We start from the raw sequence: 17,761 nt of genomic DNA, 5'->3' as shown, positions 1-17,761 counted from the left end.
ATGAAGAAACTGCTTTCGACGCTCGCGCTGATCGGGGTGACGGCCGTGGCGCTGCTGGCGGCGCCGGCCGTGCGCGCGGAAGGTAATTTTCCGCTCGACCGGGCGCCCGATAACACGGAAAATCTCGTTTCGCTTCAGCACGGCGCGCAATTGTTTGTAAACTATTGCCTGAACTGTCACAGCGCGAACCTGATGCGCTACAACCGTCTGACGGATCTGGGCATATCCCAGAAGGAGATCGAAACGAATCTCCTGTTTACGACCGACAAGGTCGGGAACACGATGTCCGTCGCGATGCGGCCCGAAGACGCGAAGAACTGGCTCGGCACCTCGCCGCCCGACCTGTCGGTCGAGGAGCGGGCGCGCGGCCGCGACTGGCTCTACACGTACCTGCGGAGTTTCTACCGCGACGATACGCGGCCGAGCGGCTGGAACAACGCGGTGTTCGAGAACGTCGGCATGCCCCATGTATTGTGGCAACTGCAGGGGCAGCGCACTGCCAAATTCGAAGACAAGACGGACGAGGAGACGGGCGAGAAGGTCCACACGCTCGTCGGCTTCCAGCAGGTCACGCCGGGGACGTTGTCGTCGCCGGACTATGATGCTGCGGTGGCCGACCTGGTGGCCTATATGACATGGATGTCCGAGCCGGCCCAGCAGACCCGCAAGCGCCTCGGCGTGTGGGTGCTGGTCTTTCTCGGTGTCCTGACTTTCCTGGCCTGGCGGCTCAATGCCGCGTACTGGAAAGATATCAAGTAAACACGCCTGACCGGCGTGGGGCCGGCGCAAGGCGGAACCCGTGAAAGGGGTTGCGCCGCGTGTCGGCCCTCGGCTTTTTTGAGGAAACGCAAATATGATGGTTCTGTATTCCGGCACAACTTGCCCGTTCTCCCAGCGTTGCCGGCTGGTGCTGTTCGAGAAGGGCATGGATTTCGAGATCCGTGACGTCGACCTGTTCAACAAGCCGGAAGACATCTCGGTGATGAACCCGTACGGTCAGGTGCCGATTCTGGTCGAGCGCGACCTGATTCTGTACGAATCGAACATCATCAACGAATACATCGACGAGCGCTTCCCGCACCCGCAACTGATGCCGGCCGACCCGGTGCAGCGCGCACGTGCACGCCTGTTCCTGCTCAACTTCGAGAAGGAACTGTTCGTTCACGTCAGCACGCTCGAGAACGAAAAGGGCAAGGCAGCGGAGAAGAACCACGAGAAGGCACGCCTCGCGATCCGCGATCGCCTGACGCAGCTCGCGCCGATCTTCGTGAAGAACAAGTACATGCTCGGCGAGGAGTTCTCGATGCTCGACGTCGCGATCGCGCCGCTCTTGTGGCGTCTGGATCACTACGGCATCGAGCTGTCGAAGAATGCTGCGCCGCTGATGAAGTATGCCGAGCGGATCTTCAGCCGTCCGGCGTATATCGAAGCACTGACGCCGTCCGAAAAGGTCATGCGTCGTTGATGGTGCAATGAGTGCATGACGGAGCGGGCGACGCGGTGTGCCGCGTGCCCGCTCCGGGTTCGAGGATTGTGATGCAAGAGATTTCAACGAAGCCTTATCTGCTGCGCGCGCTGTACGAGTGGTGCACCGATAACGGTTACACGCCGCATATCGCGGTGAGGGTCGACAACTCGACGCGCGTGCCGCGTCAGTTCGTGCGTGACGGCGAGATCGTGCTCAACATCAGCTTCGAGGCGACGAGCCAGCTGCAGATGGGTAACGAGTGGATCGAGTTCACCGCCCGGTTCTCCGGGAAGGCGCACAAGATCGAGATTCCGGTGGCCAACGTGCTCGCGATTTACGCGCGGGAGAATGGGCAGGGAATGGCGTTCCAGGTCGATGCGGTCGCGGGCGAGGGCGCGGATTCGGGCGCGTTCGAAGACGATGCCGCGCAGGCGGAAGATGCGCCGCGTGACGAGTCGCCTGCCGTGTTGACGCCTGTCGTCGATGGCGGCGCGAACGAGGAGCCGTCCGAAGGCGCCGACGAACCGCCGAAAACCGACGGCGACGGCTCGAAAGGCGGCAGACCTCGCCTCAAGATCGTGAAATGAGGTAGAATCTCGCGCTTACGCCGGCTTAGCTCATCTGGTAGAGCAGTTGATTTGTAATCATCAGGTGGCGGGTTCGAGTCCTGCAGCCGGCACCAAACACTAGTTTCAAGTAGTACCCGGAAGTCCCAAAACCCGCGTCCAGCCTAGCGCTGACGCGGGTTTTTTGTTTCAGGACGTCCCGTGAGAGGCCGGGGCATCCCCAAAATTTGGGGGTAAGATTCGGGGTATGACTTTGGCAATTTGGGGGTATGCCGTACCCCCGGCGCATAATGAAATCGCCCGCACCCCAAGCTGACAGAAATCGGTGCGATGTTGAATCGCAATCGTGATTACCCGAAGAGTCTTTGATTGCAACCGGGGGCCAGGGTGCAAGCGGTGGCTGCGATGTTGCGTATGACGGATCACAAGGCGCTGCCTCACCGCAACATCACGCCGTTTCGCCGTGCAGCTTCGGCGTCTTGTGTAGCTCGACCCAGAAGCCGCTGAGTTGATCATCCTGTACGTTGAACCGGCGCAGCCAACCTTCGGTCGCTACGACCGTATTTAGCAGTGGCGCAGTACTGTCCAGTGTCCCGTCTTGCAGCGTATCGACCTCATCCGCGATGATCGGCCGCAGGGCGTGGTTCAGAATGACGTACGCGGCGGGTGGAGATACGGGAATGCCTGGTCCATTGGATACGCCGGACTGCGGCGCGACGCCGGCCTGAATAATCAAGCCCCCGTTCCCCAGCGGAATACGGGCGAACCAATCTGGCGGGAGTCCGAGTGCCGATGCGCCGCCGACAGCCGCGACCAAGTCCGCATCGAGCGCGTTGAGCCAGTCAACGGTCTTGATCTTCGTGTAAAGCTTACGAACGGTGGAACGCATTGGATCACCGACGTCGATGCCAGGCCCGAAACGGCGCGCGTAGAAATACTCGCTGGCTTCGTTTGGTCGCAGCCCCATTGGAGGCACGTTCACGGCCAGCCCGCAGTGACCGCTAACTATCGGCAACGCTTCTGCGAACGCGCGGAACATCGCCTCGAACACGCCGGGGCGGTGGGCGATAAACGCACGCGGTACCGTGAAGACCAGTCCGTCGAGCCCGCGTTTCCGTGCAGCCTTCTTTTCGCTAAGCGCGAACACCGTGAATTCATAGAACCCGGTCGCGAGCTTGTGCTCGGCGCTGGTGATCGCGACCGCAAGGGCCTCGTCGGCGGTGACGCTCGTCGCGAGACTTTCGAATCCCGGAGACTTGTCGTACTGGATCGGTTCCTCTCCCTCGGAATAGAACCAGCGCAGCGGCCCGGACTTCGACGGCGTCTGGCCGGCCGCCACTTCGAGCGCGTGTTGATACTCCTCGATCGCCGCGCTGTACTGCTTGAAGCAGCGCACCAGCGCTTGCCGAACCTCCGACGTGAAACCGTTGCGGAAGTAAAGCACGCCCCGCACAACAAGGGCGGCACCCGTGATCCCTTTTTGGTGCGCGGGCTCGTAAAGCCCGAAAGGCATCGTGTCCGCACGGCGCGGATCTTTGGCCCAAGCTTCAATTTCGTCGTTCGTCATGGCGTCAAAGCGGGAGCGGGAATGCAGGTGGCGGCAATGAGGGCGCGGTCGGGAGCGGTGGGCCTCCGGGCGCGCTGCTATTGCCGCCGAACAAGTCGTCAAGCTCGGATTGTCGCGCGGATTGCAATGCCTCTCTAAGCGATGCCTTGGCGCCGCAGCCAGTCTTCCAGGCAATGCCTGCAAACGACCAATCTGCCGTCGGCGATGAGCGCGGTCGTCGGTAACGGTCGGCCAGATGTGCGCTCCTGCTTTGCTGTCACGGCCGCGTCACGATGGCCCAATAACGTTGCACGTCCCTGCCGTGACGTACGCATCCAGCGGATCCGATGACATCGCACCGCTCAGGGAGCGGCTGGCTCCTCGCGACGACGTGCCCTCGTCGCAAACAGCCGCGCACTTTCGCATTCACAAGCCTTCGGGCCATTTCATCCAAAGAGACGAGCGACGCCGATTCGAACCGGATCGCGGACGATCAGGAGACAAGGACCATGCTGAGTCCGCACGAATTCTCGATGCTGCTGCGCGTTGCCCGCGCACCGGACAGTGTCGACCCGTCGAATCCGGCGTTCGCCGTACTCGTCGAAAAGCGGCTCGTCGACGATACGCAGGTACGTGTGAATGCGGTGGCCGCACGCCCGGCGCTGACGCCGATCGGCCAGATGCTGCTTGCGCGCTTCGGCGAAGCGGCTTGAGGGGAAGGGAAGCGTAATGCAGATGGGCGTCACGCCTTCGCCGCAGCGAAGGACGTGACGCAACACAAGCGCGGCGAACCGCTTACTGCGCGACCGGCACCGTCACGTCGCTGCCGAACCAGTGCATCGAGATCTTCTTCAGCGTGCCTTCCTTGCGCAGCGAATCAAGCGCATCGTTGATCGCCTTCTCGAACTTCGGATTGCCCTTGCGGAACGGGATCGCCATCTCCTGCTTGCCGCCGTTGAGCACCGCGCCCGAGCGCAGCGGCAGGTTCGACGTCTTGATCATGTACGGCAGCATCAGGCGGTCGTCGAGCGTCGCCTCGATCCGGCCCGCGGCGAGGTCACGCAGCTTTTCCGGCGCGCCGGGATACGTCTGCACCTCGATGCCCGGCACGCTGCGTGCCATCTGGTCGTAGTTGGTGCCGAGCGTCACGCCGAGTTTCTTGCCCTTGAAATCCTCGAGCGACTTGAAGTTGCGCGTGTCGTCCTTGCGCTGAATCAGCTGCGCTGCCGAGTACGTGTACGGCTCGCTGAAGTTGAGCGCTTCCTTGCGCTGCGGCGTGATCGTGACCTGGTTGACGATCACGTCGAACTTGCCGGCCTGCAGCCCCGCGATGATCCCGCTCCATTCGGTCGGCACGAATTGCGTCTTCACGCCGAGCTTGCCGGCCACGGCATTGGCGACATCGACGTCGAAGCCCTCGAGCTGTCCAGACGTGCCGCGCGAGTTGAACGGCGGATACGTGCCTTCGAGGCCGACGCGCAGCACGCCGGCTTTCTTCACCGAGTCGAGCAAGTCTTCCGCATGGGCGGCAACGGCCGTGAAACCGAGGGCCGACGCGAGCAGCAGGCCCGACAGCAAGAACTTCGAACGTTTCATCGCAGATCTCCAGTGTTCAGTGTGGTAATCGAGCGCCGGGCATCGGTCGTGCCCGGACTGGTCCGGAATACGGGCACGTAGACACTACTCGCAACCGGGCCGCGCCGGAAGTCGAATTGGCCCTGATTGCATCGATTTCAGCGGGCGATCGGCGAGCAGGTCAGCGTGACGTCATGGCGCGTACGCGTCGAACAAGCGTTCGAACGGTTCCACCGGGCCGCTCGGGATGCGCTTGAAAAACTCTTTTAAATCAGTTCGTTTTTCAGAGTCTCGCAGGAATTTGTCTGTAAAATCGCGCGAGCGAAATCGCATCGCGCGCCATCCGAGGGCGCGTCAAAAAGAAGAAAAGGCCGTTGCCATGAACATGCAGAACACTGTTGCCGCATTGCGCGGCGGGTTGCTTCAGCAGGACCGGCTGCTGAAGCTCGATACGCCATTGGGCGCCAATGTGCTGACCGTGCAGCGGGCGGTCGGCCGTTCCCGCATCGGGCGCGCGTATGAGTTCAAGCTCGACGTGCTGTCGACCGATAGTGATCTGGAACTTAAAAAGCTGATCGCGCAGCCCGTCACGTTGTGGATCCAGCAGGGCGATCGCAGCTACCGGCCGATCAACGGATACGTCCACACCGCGCGCCGCCTTGGCGCCGACGGCGGGCTCACGACCTATCAGCTCACGTTCGCCGATTTCACGCATTTCCTGAAGTTCCGTCGCGACCAGCGGCTCTGGAACGATACGACCGTCGATCAGATCATCAGCGATGTGCTGAACCAGCATCCGCAGGCGCAGGGGCATTTCCGGTTCGCGCTGTCGAAACCGCTGCCGAACCGGTCGTACACGCGCCAGCACGACACCGACTGGCATTTCGTGCATCGGCTGATGGAAAGCGAAGGCCTCTACAGCACATGGCAGCAGGCCGACGACGGCAAGTCGCACACGCTCGTCATCACCGACAACCTGCAGGCGTTCGCGCCGCTGTCGCCCGAGACCGTGCGCTTCTACCGCGGCGGCGCGGCGAGCGAAGCTGACGCGTTCACGCAATGGTCGGGCTCGCGCACGCTGCAGAGCGTGACGCGAACGACACGCACGTTCGACTACAAGAACCCGTCGCAGCCGTCGAACCCGAAGGGCACGACGCTGCCGACGATGAGTGGCCAGGGTGAATTGCCCGACCAGCTCGAAGTGTACGAGTACACCGGTGCCTACACGTATCTGGACCAGACGCGCGGGGACCATCTGACGAAGGTGCGGATGGAGGAATGGGAGTCGCAGGCAAAGCGCTTCCATGGCGCGGGTGGCGTGCGCGCAATCGATGCGGGCCGGCGCTTCACGCTGTCGGACCATCCCGAACATGATCGCGATCCGGCCGACCAGCGCGAATTCGCGGCGATCGGCGTCGAATGGTGGATCGAGAACAATCTGCCCGTGGCGAGCAGCAGCGCGGACTTTCCGTACAGCCTGCGCGACGCGCTGATGCAAGCGCAGGAAGGCTACGGTGCCGATCCGGCGTTTCGCGTGCCGCATGACGATGGTTCGGTCGGCTTCTATCTCGTCGAGGTCGAAGCGCAGCGCGTGAGCGTGCCGTATCGCAGCCCGTTCGAACACGAGAAGCCGAAGATGCATCTCGAGACGGCGATCGTCGTCGGGCCGCAGGGCGAGGAAGTCTATACCGACGAGCTGAACCGGATCCGCGTGCAGTTCGTCTGGGATCGCCTCAATCCGGGCAACGAGAACGCGTCGTGCTGGGTGCGCGTCGTGCAGTCGGATACCGGTGGCGGCTATGGCGGCGTGCATGTGCCGCGCATCGGAGAAGAAGTGCTGATCGATTATGTCGGCGGCGACTGCGACCGGCCGCTCGCGGTCGGGCGCGTGTACAACGGCGCGAACCAGCCGCAGTGGCATAGCGACGGGATTCTGTCCGGCTACCGGTCGAAAGAGTATTCGGGCAGCGGCTACAACCAGCTCGTGATGGACGACGCGACCGGGCAGAACCGCGTGCAGCTGATGAGCAGCAGCGCGAACAGCCTGCTGCATCTGGGTTACATCATCGACCAGAACGGCAATTCGCGCGGATCGTACCTGGGCAGCGGCTTCGACCTGCGCTCGGACGCATACGGCGCGGTGCGGGCGAGCCAAGGGCTGTACGTCACCACCCATCCGAAGGCACCGAACAGCCAACCGCTGGACGTGAAGGAAGCGCAGCAGCAGCTCGTGACGGGCGAGAGCCTGGTCGAGGCGATGTCGGGCGTGAGCGAACAGCATCAGGCGGAAAGTCTCAAGGAAGCACACGACACGATGCGCGCGTTCACCGACGCGACGCAGGACAGCGCGTCGGGCAGCGCGTCCGGCGGGCGCACGGCGGGTGGCGGCACGGGCAACGCGAATGCGTTCAAGGAGCCGGTGATGCTGTTCGGCAGCCCGTCGGGGATCGGGATGTCGACGCAGCAGTCGCTGCACCTGGTCGCGAACGATCACGTGAACGTTGCGAGCGGGCAGAGCGTGCACTTTGCGGCGGGCAAGTCACTGATCGGCAGCATCGGGCAGAAGCTGAGCCTGTTCGTGCAGAACGCGGGGATGAAGCTGTTCGCGGGCAAGGGCAAGGTCGAGATCCAGGCGCAGTCGGACAACGTCGAGGTGACTGCGCAGAAGGCGGTGAAGGTTGTGTCCGCAACTGATCGGATCGAGATCGCCGCCGATCAGGGGATTCTGCTGACGAGCGGCGGCGGGTATATCCGCATCAAGGACGGCAACATCGAGATTCATACGCCGGGCGCGGTTGATGTGAAGGGTGCATCTCATACGTTCGCGGGGCCGGCGAGCATGGGTTATCCGCTGCCGAGCCCGCGGCCTGATCAGCCGGGGCAGCTCGAACTGTTCCACAAGTACGTGAACGGCGAGGCGGTCAAAGGCGGGCTGTTCACGGTGAGAGACGTGAACGGCGCCGTGCTGAAAAAAGGCGCACTCGACAACAGCGGCTACACGGTTGTGAGCGGTTTGCCGCCGGGGGCGGTGCGCGTCGAGTTCGGCAAGGACCCGCGCGAGTCGGATCAGCCGGCGAACTATTTCAAGGAAGCGAAGTGGCCGGCAGAGCCGGTCGCGCCGTCGCCGGAAGCCGCGCAGGCAGCGGCGAGCGGGCAGCTCGCGAGCCAGCTGAAGGGCATGGCGCCTGCGGCGACTACGGCAGCGATGGGGCTTGCGAGTGGCGGTAGTGCGGGCGCTGCGCTTGGCGGGCTCGCGAGTTCCGCATTGCCGGCAGCCGCGAGTGCGCTGGGTGGCGCGGGTGTCGCGTCGGCGTTGCAGACGGCCTCGAGCTTTAGCGGCGCCGCGAAGCAGGTGGCCGGGATGGTGCAGGCCGCACGTCAGGGCGGCCTTGCAGCGCTGGCCGCACCGGCTGCGAACGCCGCGTCCGGGGCGTTGCAAGGCGCATTGCCGGGCGTCGCGAGTATCGCGGGCAAGGGCGCCACGACCGTGGCGTCGGCCGCAGGCGCGACGGGCATGAAGCTGCCGACGAGCGGGTTTGGTGGACCGCTGAAATCCTGAGAGGGCGGCTTGTCAGCCGTCTTGAAAAAAACGAATTGAACGAAGAACGACATGGCACAACAACTTCCACCGGGCGCTGAGAAGGAACAGGCTGTTTCCTGGCTCAGCGATGTTTCGCCGAAAGACGTGGCGGCGGGGGGCGACCGTTTCAATAAGTGGTTGCTCAAGATCAGCGGCAATCACATTTCGTTCGAGGACCTCAAAACCGTCGCCAGTGCGGTGCCGATCATCGGCAACCTGATGGCGTTCTACGATGCAGTGTGCGACATCGTGATGATCGTCGAGAAGCGTCACGCCGATCTGCTCGATTACCTTGGACTCGCGATCAACCTGATCGGGGTCATTCCGGTGCCGCCGCCGCTGGCATCGTTTCGCCTGTCGGCGCGACCGTTGTTGGCGCTCGTGCGCAATCAGTTGCTGGTGTCGCGCGGCAATCTCGGGGCCGCGATCATCAACGTGCTCATTACGCACGTCAACGCCGCGGCCGCGACGGAAATCGAGAACTTCCTGAAGACGTTGCAGGAGGTTCTAGTCGACTTGCTGAATGACTGCGCGGCCAAGGCGCAGGAGTTGATGGTCGGTATTGCCAGCGGACTGGAGCTTGCCCTCAAAGGGCAAATTTTCGACAGCAGTGCGAACGTACGACGTACACAGCAGATCGCGCGGAAGATGGACGAGCGATCCTGGTACAACCCGATGATCGTGGTCGATGCGTTCGAGTACGGTTACGAAGGTTCGATCGCGTTAGGGAAGGAAGCCGGGAACGCGACGGTCGGGACCGCTGCGAGGCTTGCGCCGGATTCGTGGCTCCAACCGTTTCGCGATATCGTCGCGTTCCTGAAGACTGAAGCACCGAAAGTCGCGAAGGCCATCCGCGATCTGAATGGCAGCGAAGAAGGCAAGATGCTCTGGCTGATCGCGCAAGTGATCGAGGCCGTGGCGAGGGTGCGTGCGGGCGGCAAGCTTCGTGAAAAGACCGCCGACGTGCCACCCGGCGGCAAGGGAAGGGCACAGCATGACCGCCCGCAGGAGCCGTTGGGTGCGACCGAGCAGCATGTACATCCCGAAGGTGCTGGCCAGAGCCCCTGCAAAAGTTGCGGGATTGGCGCGTCGACCGGATCGATCGATTTTGCTTTCGGTGATGAGACGTTCACGCATACGGACTTTGAACTGCCCGGCGCATTGCCGCTCGTCTGGGCGCGTACTTATCGGTCACGCCTGTCTGCCTATGACACTGGAGAACTTGGCGCGCGATGGATTACGCCGTACACGACGCGCATCGACGTCGAAGGCGATACATGGTTCTACCGTGATGCCAGCGGGCGCAGCATTGAATATCGCGCGCTGGCAGCCGGAAGCGTGCATGACGATCTCTCGGAAAACCTGACGCTGTCGCGACTCGACGATACATGGGTGACGATCGCGTACGGTCATGACGAGTTGCACGTATTCGAACGGCGTGGCGACGCGTTCCGGCTCGCGATGCAGAAGGATCGCGCGGGCAACACGATCACGCTCGACTACGATGCGCGCGACCGTGTGGCGCGCTTGATTGACGCGAGTGGCAACGTGCTGTCGTTCGAGCACGACAAGCAAGGTCGGATCGTCCTGATCGAGCAGGTGCTCGAGGATGGCAAGCGCCGCACGCTCGCAAGTTACGCCTATGACGAAGCGGCCGATCTCATCCGTGCAACCGATCGGCACGGCAACGCTTGGAACTACCAGTACGACCGACATCTCGTGACGCGTTATACCGATCGCACCGGCCGCGGGATGTCGCTTGAATGGGACGGCGCGGACGCTGACGACAACGCGAATGCGAAATGCGTGCGTGAGTACGCGGACGATGGCAGTCTCGATATCCGTCTTGCGTGGCACCCGAACATTCGATTGACCTACGTGACCGATGCGCTCGGTCAGACGACACGTTATTACTTCAACATCAAGGGCTACGTTTATCGGATCGCCTATCCGGATGGAAACGAAGAGTGGTTCAGGCGCGACGAGCACAACAATCTGACGTTGCATATTCTGCAGGACGGCAGCAACGAGCAGATGCGTTACGACGCGCGCGGTAACCGGACGTGGCACGAGCGCGCTGACGGCAGCATTGTCGAAATGGCATATGACGACAAGGATCAGATGATCCGGCTCGTCGATCCGAATGGGCATGTCTGGCAGCGCAAGTACGATGATGCTGGCAATCTCGTCGAGGAAATCGATCCGCTCGAGCACGCTACGAAGTACAGCTATAACGACAAGGGACTGCCGACACAGATCACCGATGCCAAAGGCGGATCGAAGGCACTCGAATACAACTCCGCCGGGCAATTGACCAGCTACACGGACTGCTCCGGAAAGAAGACGGCGTGGCGCTACGACGATATAGGGCGTGTGATCGAGAAAAAGGACGCGTCCGGTGGCGTCGTTGCTTATGCATATGGCCCGAACGGCCGGTTGACGGCGATTCGTTCGCCGGCCGGTGTCGAACATGTGCAACACGATGCCGAAGGGCGATTGCTCGCGCATACGGATCAGCTCAATCGGTCGACGCGATATGCCTACGATGCGGTCGGTCGCATTGCGAGTCGCGCCGATGTGCTCGGGCAGACGGTTGCGTATCGTTATGACCGTCTCGGCCGCTTGTCCGCGCTGACCGATGCGAACTTTGCGACGTATCAGTTCCACTACGATCCGGCAGGTCGGCTGATCGAGGAAATCGGCTTCGACGGCAAGTCGACGCGTTACCAGTACGATCCGGACAGCGGCAGTCTTGTTTCGATCGATGAAGCGGGCTGCCTGACTTCGGTCGAAATCGATGCAAATGGCCGTCTGCTGAAGCGTGTCGCCGGGGAAAGCGAGGAACGGTTTGCCTACGATCCGAGCGGCAGGTTGATCGACGCGGTGAACCGATACAGCCGCGTGCAGTTCTTCTTCGATCCGGTTGGCAATCTCGTGCGTGAACATCACGCCTACGATCTGTTCGGTGACCGGCGCAGCTACGTATGGCATCACGAATACGATGAACTCGGCAACCGGTGGCGTACCGTTCGGCCGGACGGGCATGTCGTCGACTGGTTGCTGTATGGCTCGGGGCATGTGCACGGGATGCTGCTCGACGGCGAGGACCGCGTGCAGTTCGAGCGCGATGATCTTCATCGCGAGACGGTGCGCGTGCTGTCGAGCAAGGTCGGGCAGCGCACGCACTACGATCCGGCGGGACGCGTATTGCAGCAGTCGATCCAGCGATCGACGTCACCTGCGCCGCTCGCCGAGCGGCGGTATCGCTATGACGCGGCGGGGCAGTTGTCGCGAATCGAGGACAGCCGCAAGGGCGGGACCGACTATCGATATGATCCCGTCGGACGGCTGATCGAGGCGATCAGTCCCATCGCGAAGGAACGGTTCGCGTTCGATCCGGCGAGCAACATCATCGATCCGGCGCGGACTGCGGAGACGCCTGCGTCGCGTCCGAGTCCGGTGCGGCCGGACAGCACGTTGCCGGTTGAGGTGCCGAAGGTGCTCGGTAACTTGCTGAAGACGTATGCGGGGATGCACTTCGAGTACGACGCGCGCGGGAATCTCGTGCGCAAGCGCACGCCTGCGGGTGAGCAGGAATACGAGTGGGATGAATTCAATCGATTGCTATCCGCGCGGGTTGCCGAGACGTCGCGGCAGAGTCGCGCGCGGTATTTCTATGATGCGTTCGGTCGGCGTATTGCGAAGGAGTTGAACGGCGAGCGGACGGTGTTCGGGTGGGATGGTGACACGCTGGCGTACGAGAGTGACGGCGAGCGCGCCACGCACTATCTCTACGAGCCGGGGACGTTCGTGCCGCTGGCCCAGTATGTGGCGGAACCGGTCGATGGGATCGTGACGCCGGAGTGGAAGAGTACCGACCGCTATGTGCCGGAGGAGGACCCGCTGCAGCAGGTGCCGGAGCGGCGTGGTGATGCTGCCCTGTTCTATTACCACTGCGATCAGATCGGGACGCCTCAATTGATGACGGATGGCGACGGTGATGTTGTGTGGGAAGCGTCGTACATGGCTTGGGGCGAAGCGCGGGAAGTGATCGCGCGGGCGTCGAAGGCGGCGGGGATCGTGCCTAAGAATCCGTTGCGGTTTCAGGGGCAACAGGTTGATGCGGAAACGGGGTTGTACTATAACCGGCATCGGTACTACGATCCGAGCAGTGGACGGTTCGTCAGCAAGGACCCGATCGGGTTGGACGGTGGGATCAACGTCTATCAATACGCGGAAAACCCGGTTCTTTGGACTGACCCTCTGGGGCTCGCGTCAAAGCTCATGTGTCCGTTATGCTGTGACGGATCACATGGGAGGTCGAACAAGCAGGAACGGCTGAGAGCGCTTGCGGACGATCCCCTGCAGCCCCGTTGGGTGAGAGGCTGGGTTCGGAATGAACTGAGGCACATCGAAACGGGAAATCGGACGTCGATTAGATTGCCTGGCAACTCGCGCGAATCTCGCTCCCCGGGTAAGGAACTTGCCCACGGGCGTGGGACGGAGGCGAAAGACGGCTATTGCTACAGACACTCCGAATTGCAGGACGCAGACCTCCATAAGACTCAGCATCAAATCGGAGGCTATTGATGACGGCCCACCCAAAGAAGATTGAGAGCGTTCTACGGCTCGATGCTCAAACGAGATGTGATTACTTTATTCGCAAGGTCGCTGACTTCGAGACTGTCTGGGGCCTATTTGATACCGGATGGGCTACCGCATCCGCCAATGGCCACATTGCGATTCCGTTTTGGCCTGAGGAGGATTTCGCGGATGCGTGTGCCAGTGAAGAATGGAAGAACTTCCGCGCCAAGGCGATTTCCCTAGAAGAATTTCTGTCACGCTGGCTGCCTGGGATGGACAGTGACCGGAGGATATGTGCTGTTTTCCCGGCGCCAGGAGACAAAGGGCTACTAGTACCGCCAATCGACCTTATGAACTTGATCAAGCAGGAGCTTCAGCAATACGAATGAATTTGCCTGCCTAACTGCTTGTTGACAACACGGGGCTACACTATAACCGGCATCGGTACTACGATCCGGGCACCGGGCGCTTCATCTCGAAAGATCCGATCGGGCTGGCCGGCGGCATCAACGTTTATCAGTACGCGCCCAATCCAGTTGATTGGATTGATCCGCTAGGGTTGGCTCGTTTTGGATCAGGGAAAGGGACTCATACAGCCCAAGTTACTGTTCGCAGTGCGGGGGGCTCTCAAAGGCACTGTGGAGTTTTCCAGAGCGGTAACATGACGCCAGAGGAAAAGGCTTTAGGGTTTCCGCAGAATACACTGGCTACCCATACCGAGGCGCGTGCGGTCTCGCAAGTTCCATTAGAGCCTGGGGATCACATGATCATCGACGGCCAGTATCCGCCATGTACATCTTGCAAGGGCAAGATGAACGCCCGGGCCATGCAGTCGGGCACAACGATCCAATATAACTGGCAAGAAGACGGGCAGCAAAAGACATGGATGGCCAATCCTTCCAAGGGGTGTAAATAGAATGAAATTTGAATTTGCCGCAAATGACGTGACCTATACGTACGACGATGGGGTTCATGTTCTTGGGCTAGTCGATAGCGCAAATGAGCCGCAGGACTACGTCATCCTGCAGCGCGGGACTGAGTTCGACGAGCAAGATCGGAAGTTGGGCCAAGACACGTATTACGTGGAGGTCTGCGCCGACGGAGTTGCGGGATATGGGGGGGTCAAGTCCGTTTCGCTCCGTGCTGGCACATTGAACATTGAACTTGAAGACAGTGCCAAGTGGAGGGATGATCTGTCGTCGATACAGATCGATGTACGAGCAGCGAAGGGCCGCGAGGGTTTGAGAGCATGGCTGTCGGCTATATTCTCAGGTACGAGTACCTTAGTCGCGCTTGATTAGACGAGTTGGGCGAGGTCAGCACGCCATAAGGCCTAGAGTGACACAAAGGAAGCGATCAGCGAAGCGGCACGCAAGGCAGGTATCGCCAACCCGCTGCGCTTCGCGGGTCAGTATTTCAGTTCCGAGACGGGGCTGCACTATAACCGGCATCGGTATTACGATCCGAACTCGGGGGCTTCATCTCGAAGGACCTGATCGGGCTGCAAGGTGGGCTCAACGTCTATCAATACGCATCCAACCCGATAAGCTGGATTGACCCGCTTGGCTTGGCATGCCGTCGACCGGACGGCTATCGCGTGAATGATGCAGATCAACACGGCAACCTTAGCCCGCGAGCGAATCGAGCGCCGGGTAACACGAATAGGCGTTCAGGCAGCGGCGATGATGAGCTTGCTGTGTTCGACGTGAACGAGGAGTTTCTGTCCTGCGTGGAAACCTGCATCGTTGGCCAGCCACCGGCCGGCGATCTTGAGCGACAGGTACAGCGGTTCGCAGAGGCTGTTGCCATAGAGGGCTTGGAGTCCGTAACGATTCATGTCGCGCTTGCGCTGCATGGTGATGAACCGTTCCGTGAGGGGTGGACGTGCTTTAAGATTGGCGTCAGCCATGATCAACTCCTGGAGTGAGTTGGTGGTGGTCAGCGAGCCGTGGGTGCTGGAACACTCAAGGCCCGCGCTCTTTACTGCCCTGTTACCGCGCCATGAGTTTGGACATCTGCGAGCGTTTGACGAGGCTGTCCATCAAGACGATCAATGCCTGCTGGTCTTCGTCCGAAAGTAAATCTATCTGTTCATAAGGCGCATGCAGCCGCGGGTTGTGGATACGCGGCTCGGTGGGCGGCTCGAGGCCGACGAGCGAATCGACGCTGGTATGGAGTACCTGAGCGATACGCACGACTGCATCGAGTTGCGGCAGCAAAGCGCCGGGCTCCTAGCACACGCCTGTCCACAGAAAGCAGCTCGGCCAGACGGGCCTGTGTCACCCGATTGCACGCAACCTTGGCGGTCTTGGTGGCGTTAAGGCAGTCATTCCCAAAGATCCGAGTACCAATCGAGGGGCGTTCAATCGATTTGAAAGTCAGATTGCGGACCATGTAGCTAGTGGTGACAATGTAATTGTCCGAGTTGTACCGCAGTATGGGGCAGGTTCAACCAGACCTAATTCGATTCTCTATCAAGCTAGGGTAAATGGTGTTACGCATTCACGGACGTTTGCGAATCCTTGTCCCTGTAAGTGCCCATGACTGGAGCCAAAATGAAGCCTAGTGAACGATTGATGACATTTATAGCGGATATGCTGCGTTGGGAAATTGAGCTTGAGGATAAAAGACGAACTCTGAGAGGCAATCAGGATTCATCTTCGCATGAGGAAATGCATCACGGATGCTAGAAAAAAGCTCCACCTGATTTTTACGATGCATCTCAGTGCCAATGCTCTTGCTACAAAGTCGCAAAGTCGCCTCGACTTGCTGCCCTCTGGCCGCCCGCCAGAGTTTGCGCAGCAAGTGCTGGAAGATACGGAAAGCCACGTGGGTAAGACGATCTACATCGAGACCATCAATGAAAAAGGGCTTGCTCAGCGTCACCGTTACGCGCTCGTGATGGAACAGGGCGAACCAAAAATTGACGCTGTCTACGATTGGCGTCGGAGTACAGGTAAGTGGGATAAGCAGGATTCCATCTAGCGCTGGTCAGGTTCGGGTTGGCAAGTGACAAGTGTAGGCCGCGTGAGTGAGCAGCCCCTTTTATTGCAAAGTGAGTCGTTCCAGCATGACGGCTTCGGCTGGCTGCCGATGGTGCTCGACCGGGAAGCAGACGAGGGCACGGCTGCTTGATCAGCCATCGAACAGCGTCAACAACCGCAAACACAGCGTCTAGGAGAAAAATGCGTTCCGACTTGGGATAGGATGGCGCAAAGCCTTACGGGGCATGGGATTGCGGGCTGTATAAGGGCAGATGCGCACCTAGGGGTCGGTTTATAACCGGCACCAGTACTAGGGTCCGAGTAGCGGCGGTTCGTCTCGAAAGACCCGATCGGGCTCGCGGGCGGTATCAACGTCTATCAGTACGCGCCCGATCGGACCGAATGGGTTGATCCGCTGAGCCTGAGTCGATTCAAAAAGACGACTTGGGGGCCGTGTAAAAAGGGAGCGAATCTTTCCTATACCGTATTCCAGCAGGACATTGATTGGAATATCGAGCATCGCCGGGAAAACGAATTTGCAACGCGCGATGGAGGGAGGTGCGCCATTCATGATGAAAGACGGCGTGCCGCAACAGATTCAATTGCACTATTCGCGGCAGCAATCCGTTGGTCCTCTATTCGAGGTGGCCACTAGCACTCATAGAGCGGCGAGTGCTGCAGGTCGAGAGGCGTTGCATCCGTTCGGGAACCAAAAGAATCCTGACTTCCCCGTTGATCGCGGTGCGTTTGATGTTGATCGAAGCCAATATTGGAAAGATCGTGGGGCTGCTGCAAGTGCAGCTAAAAACGGAGGATGTAGTTTATGATTCCATCGACAGTGGAGCATTATCTAGCCACGGCTAGCGGTGATATGGCTCGCACCGATTCGAAGTCAGCAGAGAAAGTACTCCTTAACATTGGGGTTTCTCCGACCTCAGAGTTTGGTGAGTTTTATCTACGGTATCAGGGGAGCTTTACAAGCCGTCGATCCGTCGCTGAGCTTCTGGATATAGAGGGCCCCGCGATTCCTGCGATACCAGATCAAACGGAGTATGTCCGTGATCGCTATCATGTCCCTGAGCAATATCTTGCGCTTACGTCGGATGAGAGCGAGGGTATGTACCTGTATAACAAGATTGACCAAGCAGTTTATGACCTCGACATTGCAGTGCTGGACGATTTCCTGCAAGGCAAAGTGCCGGCTCGCTGGGCGACCTTTAATGATTTTTTAATTTGGTATTTCGAGGCAACACCTTAAGACGAATGGCCGCATTTGCGGCCATTCGTTGTTTAAGCGGCGGTGATGATGAGTGCGCCGTGTTCGACCGTGATGCACCCGCGCTACCCGAACAGGAACCCGGTGTGTCTGGTCATCCAGGTTGTGACCTGAGACGTTTCTTGTAGCCATCCGGCAAGTGAGTTCTCTTTTATCCTAGGGACAAGGAGGACTCGATGAAG

17 protein-coding genes, 1 tRNA gene and 3 pseudogenes are annotated in these 17,761 nt (G+C 60.2%); 17 read left to right on the top strand and 4 right to left on the bottom strand.

The genetic code is table 11. The annotated features are described in order from the left end of the window. The 4 genes from WS75_RS30655 to WS75_RS30640 all read left to right on the top strand — a co-directional run bounded on the left by WS75_RS30655 (position 1) and on the right by WS75_RS30640 (position 2,150). On the top strand, positions 1–759 hold the full coding sequence (locus WS75_RS30655; RefSeq protein ID WP_059686460.1) for a cytochrome c1: 759 nt from the start codon (positions 1–3) through the stop codon (positions 757–759). A 94-nt stretch (positions 760–853) separates the two neighbouring features. Then, positions 854–1,465 carry a glutathione S-transferase N-terminal domain-containing protein gene (locus WS75_RS30650; protein WP_006400565.1) on the top strand — a complete coding sequence of 204 codons (612 nt, stop codon included), beginning with the start codon at positions 854–856 and terminating at the stop codon, positions 1,463–1,465. A 71-nt stretch (positions 1,466–1,536) separates the two neighbouring features. Then, positions 1,537–2,055 carry a ClpXP protease specificity-enhancing factor gene (locus tag WS75_RS30645; RefSeq protein WP_059599829.1) on the top strand — a complete coding sequence of 173 codons (519 nt, stop codon included), beginning with the start codon at positions 1,537–1,539 and terminating at the stop codon, positions 2,053–2,055. Positions 2,056–2,074: 19 nt separating this feature from the next. Further along, positions 2,075–2,150, top strand: a tRNA-Thr gene (locus WS75_RS30640). Positions 2,151–2,482: 332 nt separating this feature from the next. Here the strand turns inward: WS75_RS30640 and WS75_RS30635 are convergent. Further along, positions 2,483–3,601: a DUF3396 domain-containing protein gene (locus tag WS75_RS30635; protein ID WP_059686458.1), complete on the bottom strand. Its 1,119-nt coding sequence runs from the start codon at positions 3,599–3,601 to the stop codon at positions 2,483–2,485. Between the two features lie 488 nt (positions 3,602–4,089). Here WS75_RS30635 and WS75_RS30630 point away from each other — a divergent pair, with 488 nt between their 5' ends. Further along, on the top strand, positions 4,090–4,293 hold the full coding sequence (locus WS75_RS30630; RefSeq protein ID WP_059686456.1) for a hypothetical protein: 204 nt from the start codon (positions 4,090–4,092) through the stop codon (positions 4,291–4,293). An 82-nt stretch (positions 4,294–4,375) separates the two neighbouring features. Here WS75_RS30630 and WS75_RS30625 read toward each other — a convergent pair whose 3' ends face one another. Further along, entirely contained in the window at positions 4,376–5,176 is an 801-nt protein-coding gene (locus tag WS75_RS30625) for a transporter substrate-binding domain-containing protein (RefSeq protein ID WP_059686454.1), read from the bottom strand. Between the two features lie 358 nt (positions 5,177–5,534). Here WS75_RS30625 and tssI point away from each other — a divergent pair, with 358 nt between their 5' ends. The 7 genes and pseudogenes from tssI to WS75_RS35175 form a co-directional block, all read left to right on the top strand. Continuing rightward, entirely contained in the window at positions 5,535–8,714 is a 3,180-nt protein-coding gene (gene tssI / locus WS75_RS30620) for a type VI secretion system Vgr family protein (protein ID WP_059686452.1), read from the top strand. A gap of 51 nt (positions 8,715–8,765) precedes the next feature. Continuing rightward, positions 8,766–13,325 carry an RHS repeat-associated core domain-containing protein gene (locus WS75_RS30615; protein ID WP_059686450.1) on the top strand — a complete coding sequence of 1,520 codons (4,560 nt, stop codon included), beginning with the start codon at positions 8,766–8,768 and terminating at the stop codon, positions 13,323–13,325. Then, positions 13,325–13,708 carry a DUF2750 domain-containing protein gene (locus tag WS75_RS30610; protein ID WP_059686448.1) on the top strand — a complete coding sequence of 128 codons (384 nt, stop codon included), beginning with the start codon at positions 13,325–13,327 and terminating at the stop codon, positions 13,706–13,708. Before WS75_RS30615 ends, WS75_RS30610 begins: the two co-directional genes overlap by 1 nt. 29 nt (positions 13,709–13,737) lie before the next feature. After that, positions 13,738–13,884, top strand: a pseudogene (locus WS75_RS35180) (RHS repeat-associated core domain-containing protein); the annotation flags it as partial. Further along, complete coding sequence (locus WS75_RS34290; protein ID WP_179948967.1) at positions 13,879–14,235, top strand: hypothetical protein; 357 nt, start codon at positions 13,879–13,881, stop codon at positions 14,233–14,235. The pseudogene WS75_RS35180 and the gene WS75_RS34290, both read left to right, overlap by 6 nt. A 1-nt stretch (position 14,236) precedes the next feature. Further along, positions 14,237–14,620, top strand: a complete 384-nt coding sequence (locus tag WS75_RS30605) for an Imm10 family immunity protein (RefSeq protein WP_059686446.1) — start codon at positions 14,237–14,239, stop codon at positions 14,618–14,620. Positions 14,621–14,698: 78 nt separating this feature from the next. Further along, positions 14,699–14,898 (top strand): annotated as a pseudogene (locus tag WS75_RS35175) (RHS repeat-associated core domain-containing protein); the annotation flags it as partial. A gap of 90 nt (positions 14,899–14,988) precedes the next feature. Here the strand turns inward: WS75_RS35175 and WS75_RS30600 are convergent. Together WS75_RS30600 and WS75_RS30595 are read right to left on the bottom strand one after the other, a co-directional pair. Further along, complete coding sequence (locus tag WS75_RS30600) at positions 14,989–15,228, bottom strand: SymE family type I addiction module toxin (RefSeq protein ID WP_082729801.1); 240 nt, start codon at positions 15,226–15,228, stop codon at positions 14,989–14,991. Between the two features lie 82 nt (positions 15,229–15,310). After that, positions 15,311–15,538 carry a hypothetical protein gene (locus WS75_RS30595; protein ID WP_059686442.1) on the bottom strand — a complete coding sequence of 76 codons (228 nt, stop codon included), beginning with the start codon at positions 15,536–15,538 and terminating at the stop codon, positions 15,311–15,313. A 55-nt stretch (positions 15,539–15,593) separates the two neighbouring features. Between WS75_RS30595 and WS75_RS35170 the strand changes: the two genes are divergently transcribed. From WS75_RS35170 to WS75_RS33135, 5 genes and pseudogenes are all read left to right on the top strand, one after another. Next, positions 15,594–15,863, top strand: a complete 270-nt coding sequence (locus WS75_RS35170; RefSeq protein WP_082729804.1) for a DNA/RNA non-specific endonuclease — start codon at positions 15,594–15,596, stop codon at positions 15,861–15,863. 120 nt (positions 15,864–15,983) lie between these two features. Beyond that, entirely contained in the window at positions 15,984–16,304 is a 321-nt protein-coding gene (locus tag WS75_RS30590) for an NTF2 fold immunity protein (RefSeq protein WP_059686440.1), read from the top strand. A 327-nt stretch (positions 16,305–16,631) separates the two neighbouring features. Next, positions 16,632–16,733: pseudogene (locus tag WS75_RS35165) on the top strand (RHS repeat-associated core domain-containing protein); the annotation flags it as partial. 70 nt (positions 16,734–16,803) lie between these two features. After that, on the top strand, positions 16,804–17,130 hold the full coding sequence (locus WS75_RS33140; RefSeq protein ID WP_306453426.1) for an HNH/ENDO VII family nuclease: 327 nt from the start codon (positions 16,804–16,806) through the stop codon (positions 17,128–17,130). Next, positions 17,127–17,561: an SMI1/KNR4 family protein gene (locus WS75_RS33135; protein ID WP_156429925.1), complete on the top strand. Its 435-nt coding sequence runs from the start codon at positions 17,127–17,129 to the stop codon at positions 17,559–17,561. The genes WS75_RS33140 and WS75_RS33135 overlap by 4 nt, the downstream gene beginning before the upstream one ends. The last annotated feature ends 200 nt before the right edge of the window (positions 17,562–17,761 follow it).

Origin of the sequence: Burkholderia sp. FL-7-2-10-S1-D7 (genome assembly GCF_001524185.1) — a bacterium.
GTDB lineage: Bacteria > Pseudomonadota > Gammaproteobacteria > Burkholderiales > Burkholderiaceae > Burkholderia > Burkholderia diffusa.
The sequence above is the reverse complement of the archived record's forward strand: the minus strand, read 5'-3'. Positions and strand labels throughout refer to the sequence as shown.

Coding starts and splice junctions, on each gene's coding strand:
- WS75_RS30655 (WP_059686460.1), top strand. CDS start 1: ATGAAGAAACTGCTTTCGACGCTCGCGCTGATCGGGGTGACGGCCGTG.
- WS75_RS30650 (WP_006400565.1), top strand. CDS start 854: ATGATGGTTCTGTATTCCGGCACAACTTGCCCGTTCTCCCAGCGTTGC.
- WS75_RS30645 (WP_059599829.1), top strand. CDS start 1,537: ATGCAAGAGATTTCAACGAAGCCTTATCTGCTGCGCGCGCTGTACGAG.
- WS75_RS30635 (WP_059686458.1), bottom strand. CDS start 3,601: ATGACGAACGACGAAATTGAAGCTTGGGCCAAAGATCCGCGCCGTGCG.
- WS75_RS30630 (WP_059686456.1), top strand. CDS start 4,090: ATGCTGAGTCCGCACGAATTCTCGATGCTGCTGCGCGTTGCCCGCGCA.
- WS75_RS30625 (WP_059686454.1), bottom strand. CDS start 5,176: ATGAAACGTTCGAAGTTCTTGCTGTCGGGCCTGCTGCTCGCGTCGGCC.
- tssI (WP_059686452.1), top strand. CDS start 5,535: ATGAACATGCAGAACACTGTTGCCGCATTGCGCGGCGGGTTGCTTCAG.
- WS75_RS30615 (WP_059686450.1), top strand. CDS start 8,766: ATGGCACAACAACTTCCACCGGGCGCTGAGAAGGAACAGGCTGTTTCC.
- WS75_RS30610 (WP_059686448.1), top strand. CDS start 13,325: ATGACGGCCCACCCAAAGAAGATTGAGAGCGTTCTACGGCTCGATGCT.
- WS75_RS30605 (WP_059686446.1), top strand. CDS start 14,237: ATGAAATTTGAATTTGCCGCAAATGACGTGACCTATACGTACGACGAT.
- WS75_RS30600 (WP_082729801.1), bottom strand. CDS start 15,228: ATGGCTGACGCCAATCTTAAAGCACGTCCACCCCTCACGGAACGGTTC.
- WS75_RS30590 (WP_059686440.1), top strand. CDS start 15,984: ATGAGGAAATGCATCACGGATGCTAGAAAAAAGCTCCACCTGATTTTT.
- WS75_RS33135 (WP_156429925.1), top strand. CDS start 17,127: ATGATTCCATCGACAGTGGAGCATTATCTAGCCACGGCTAGCGGTGAT.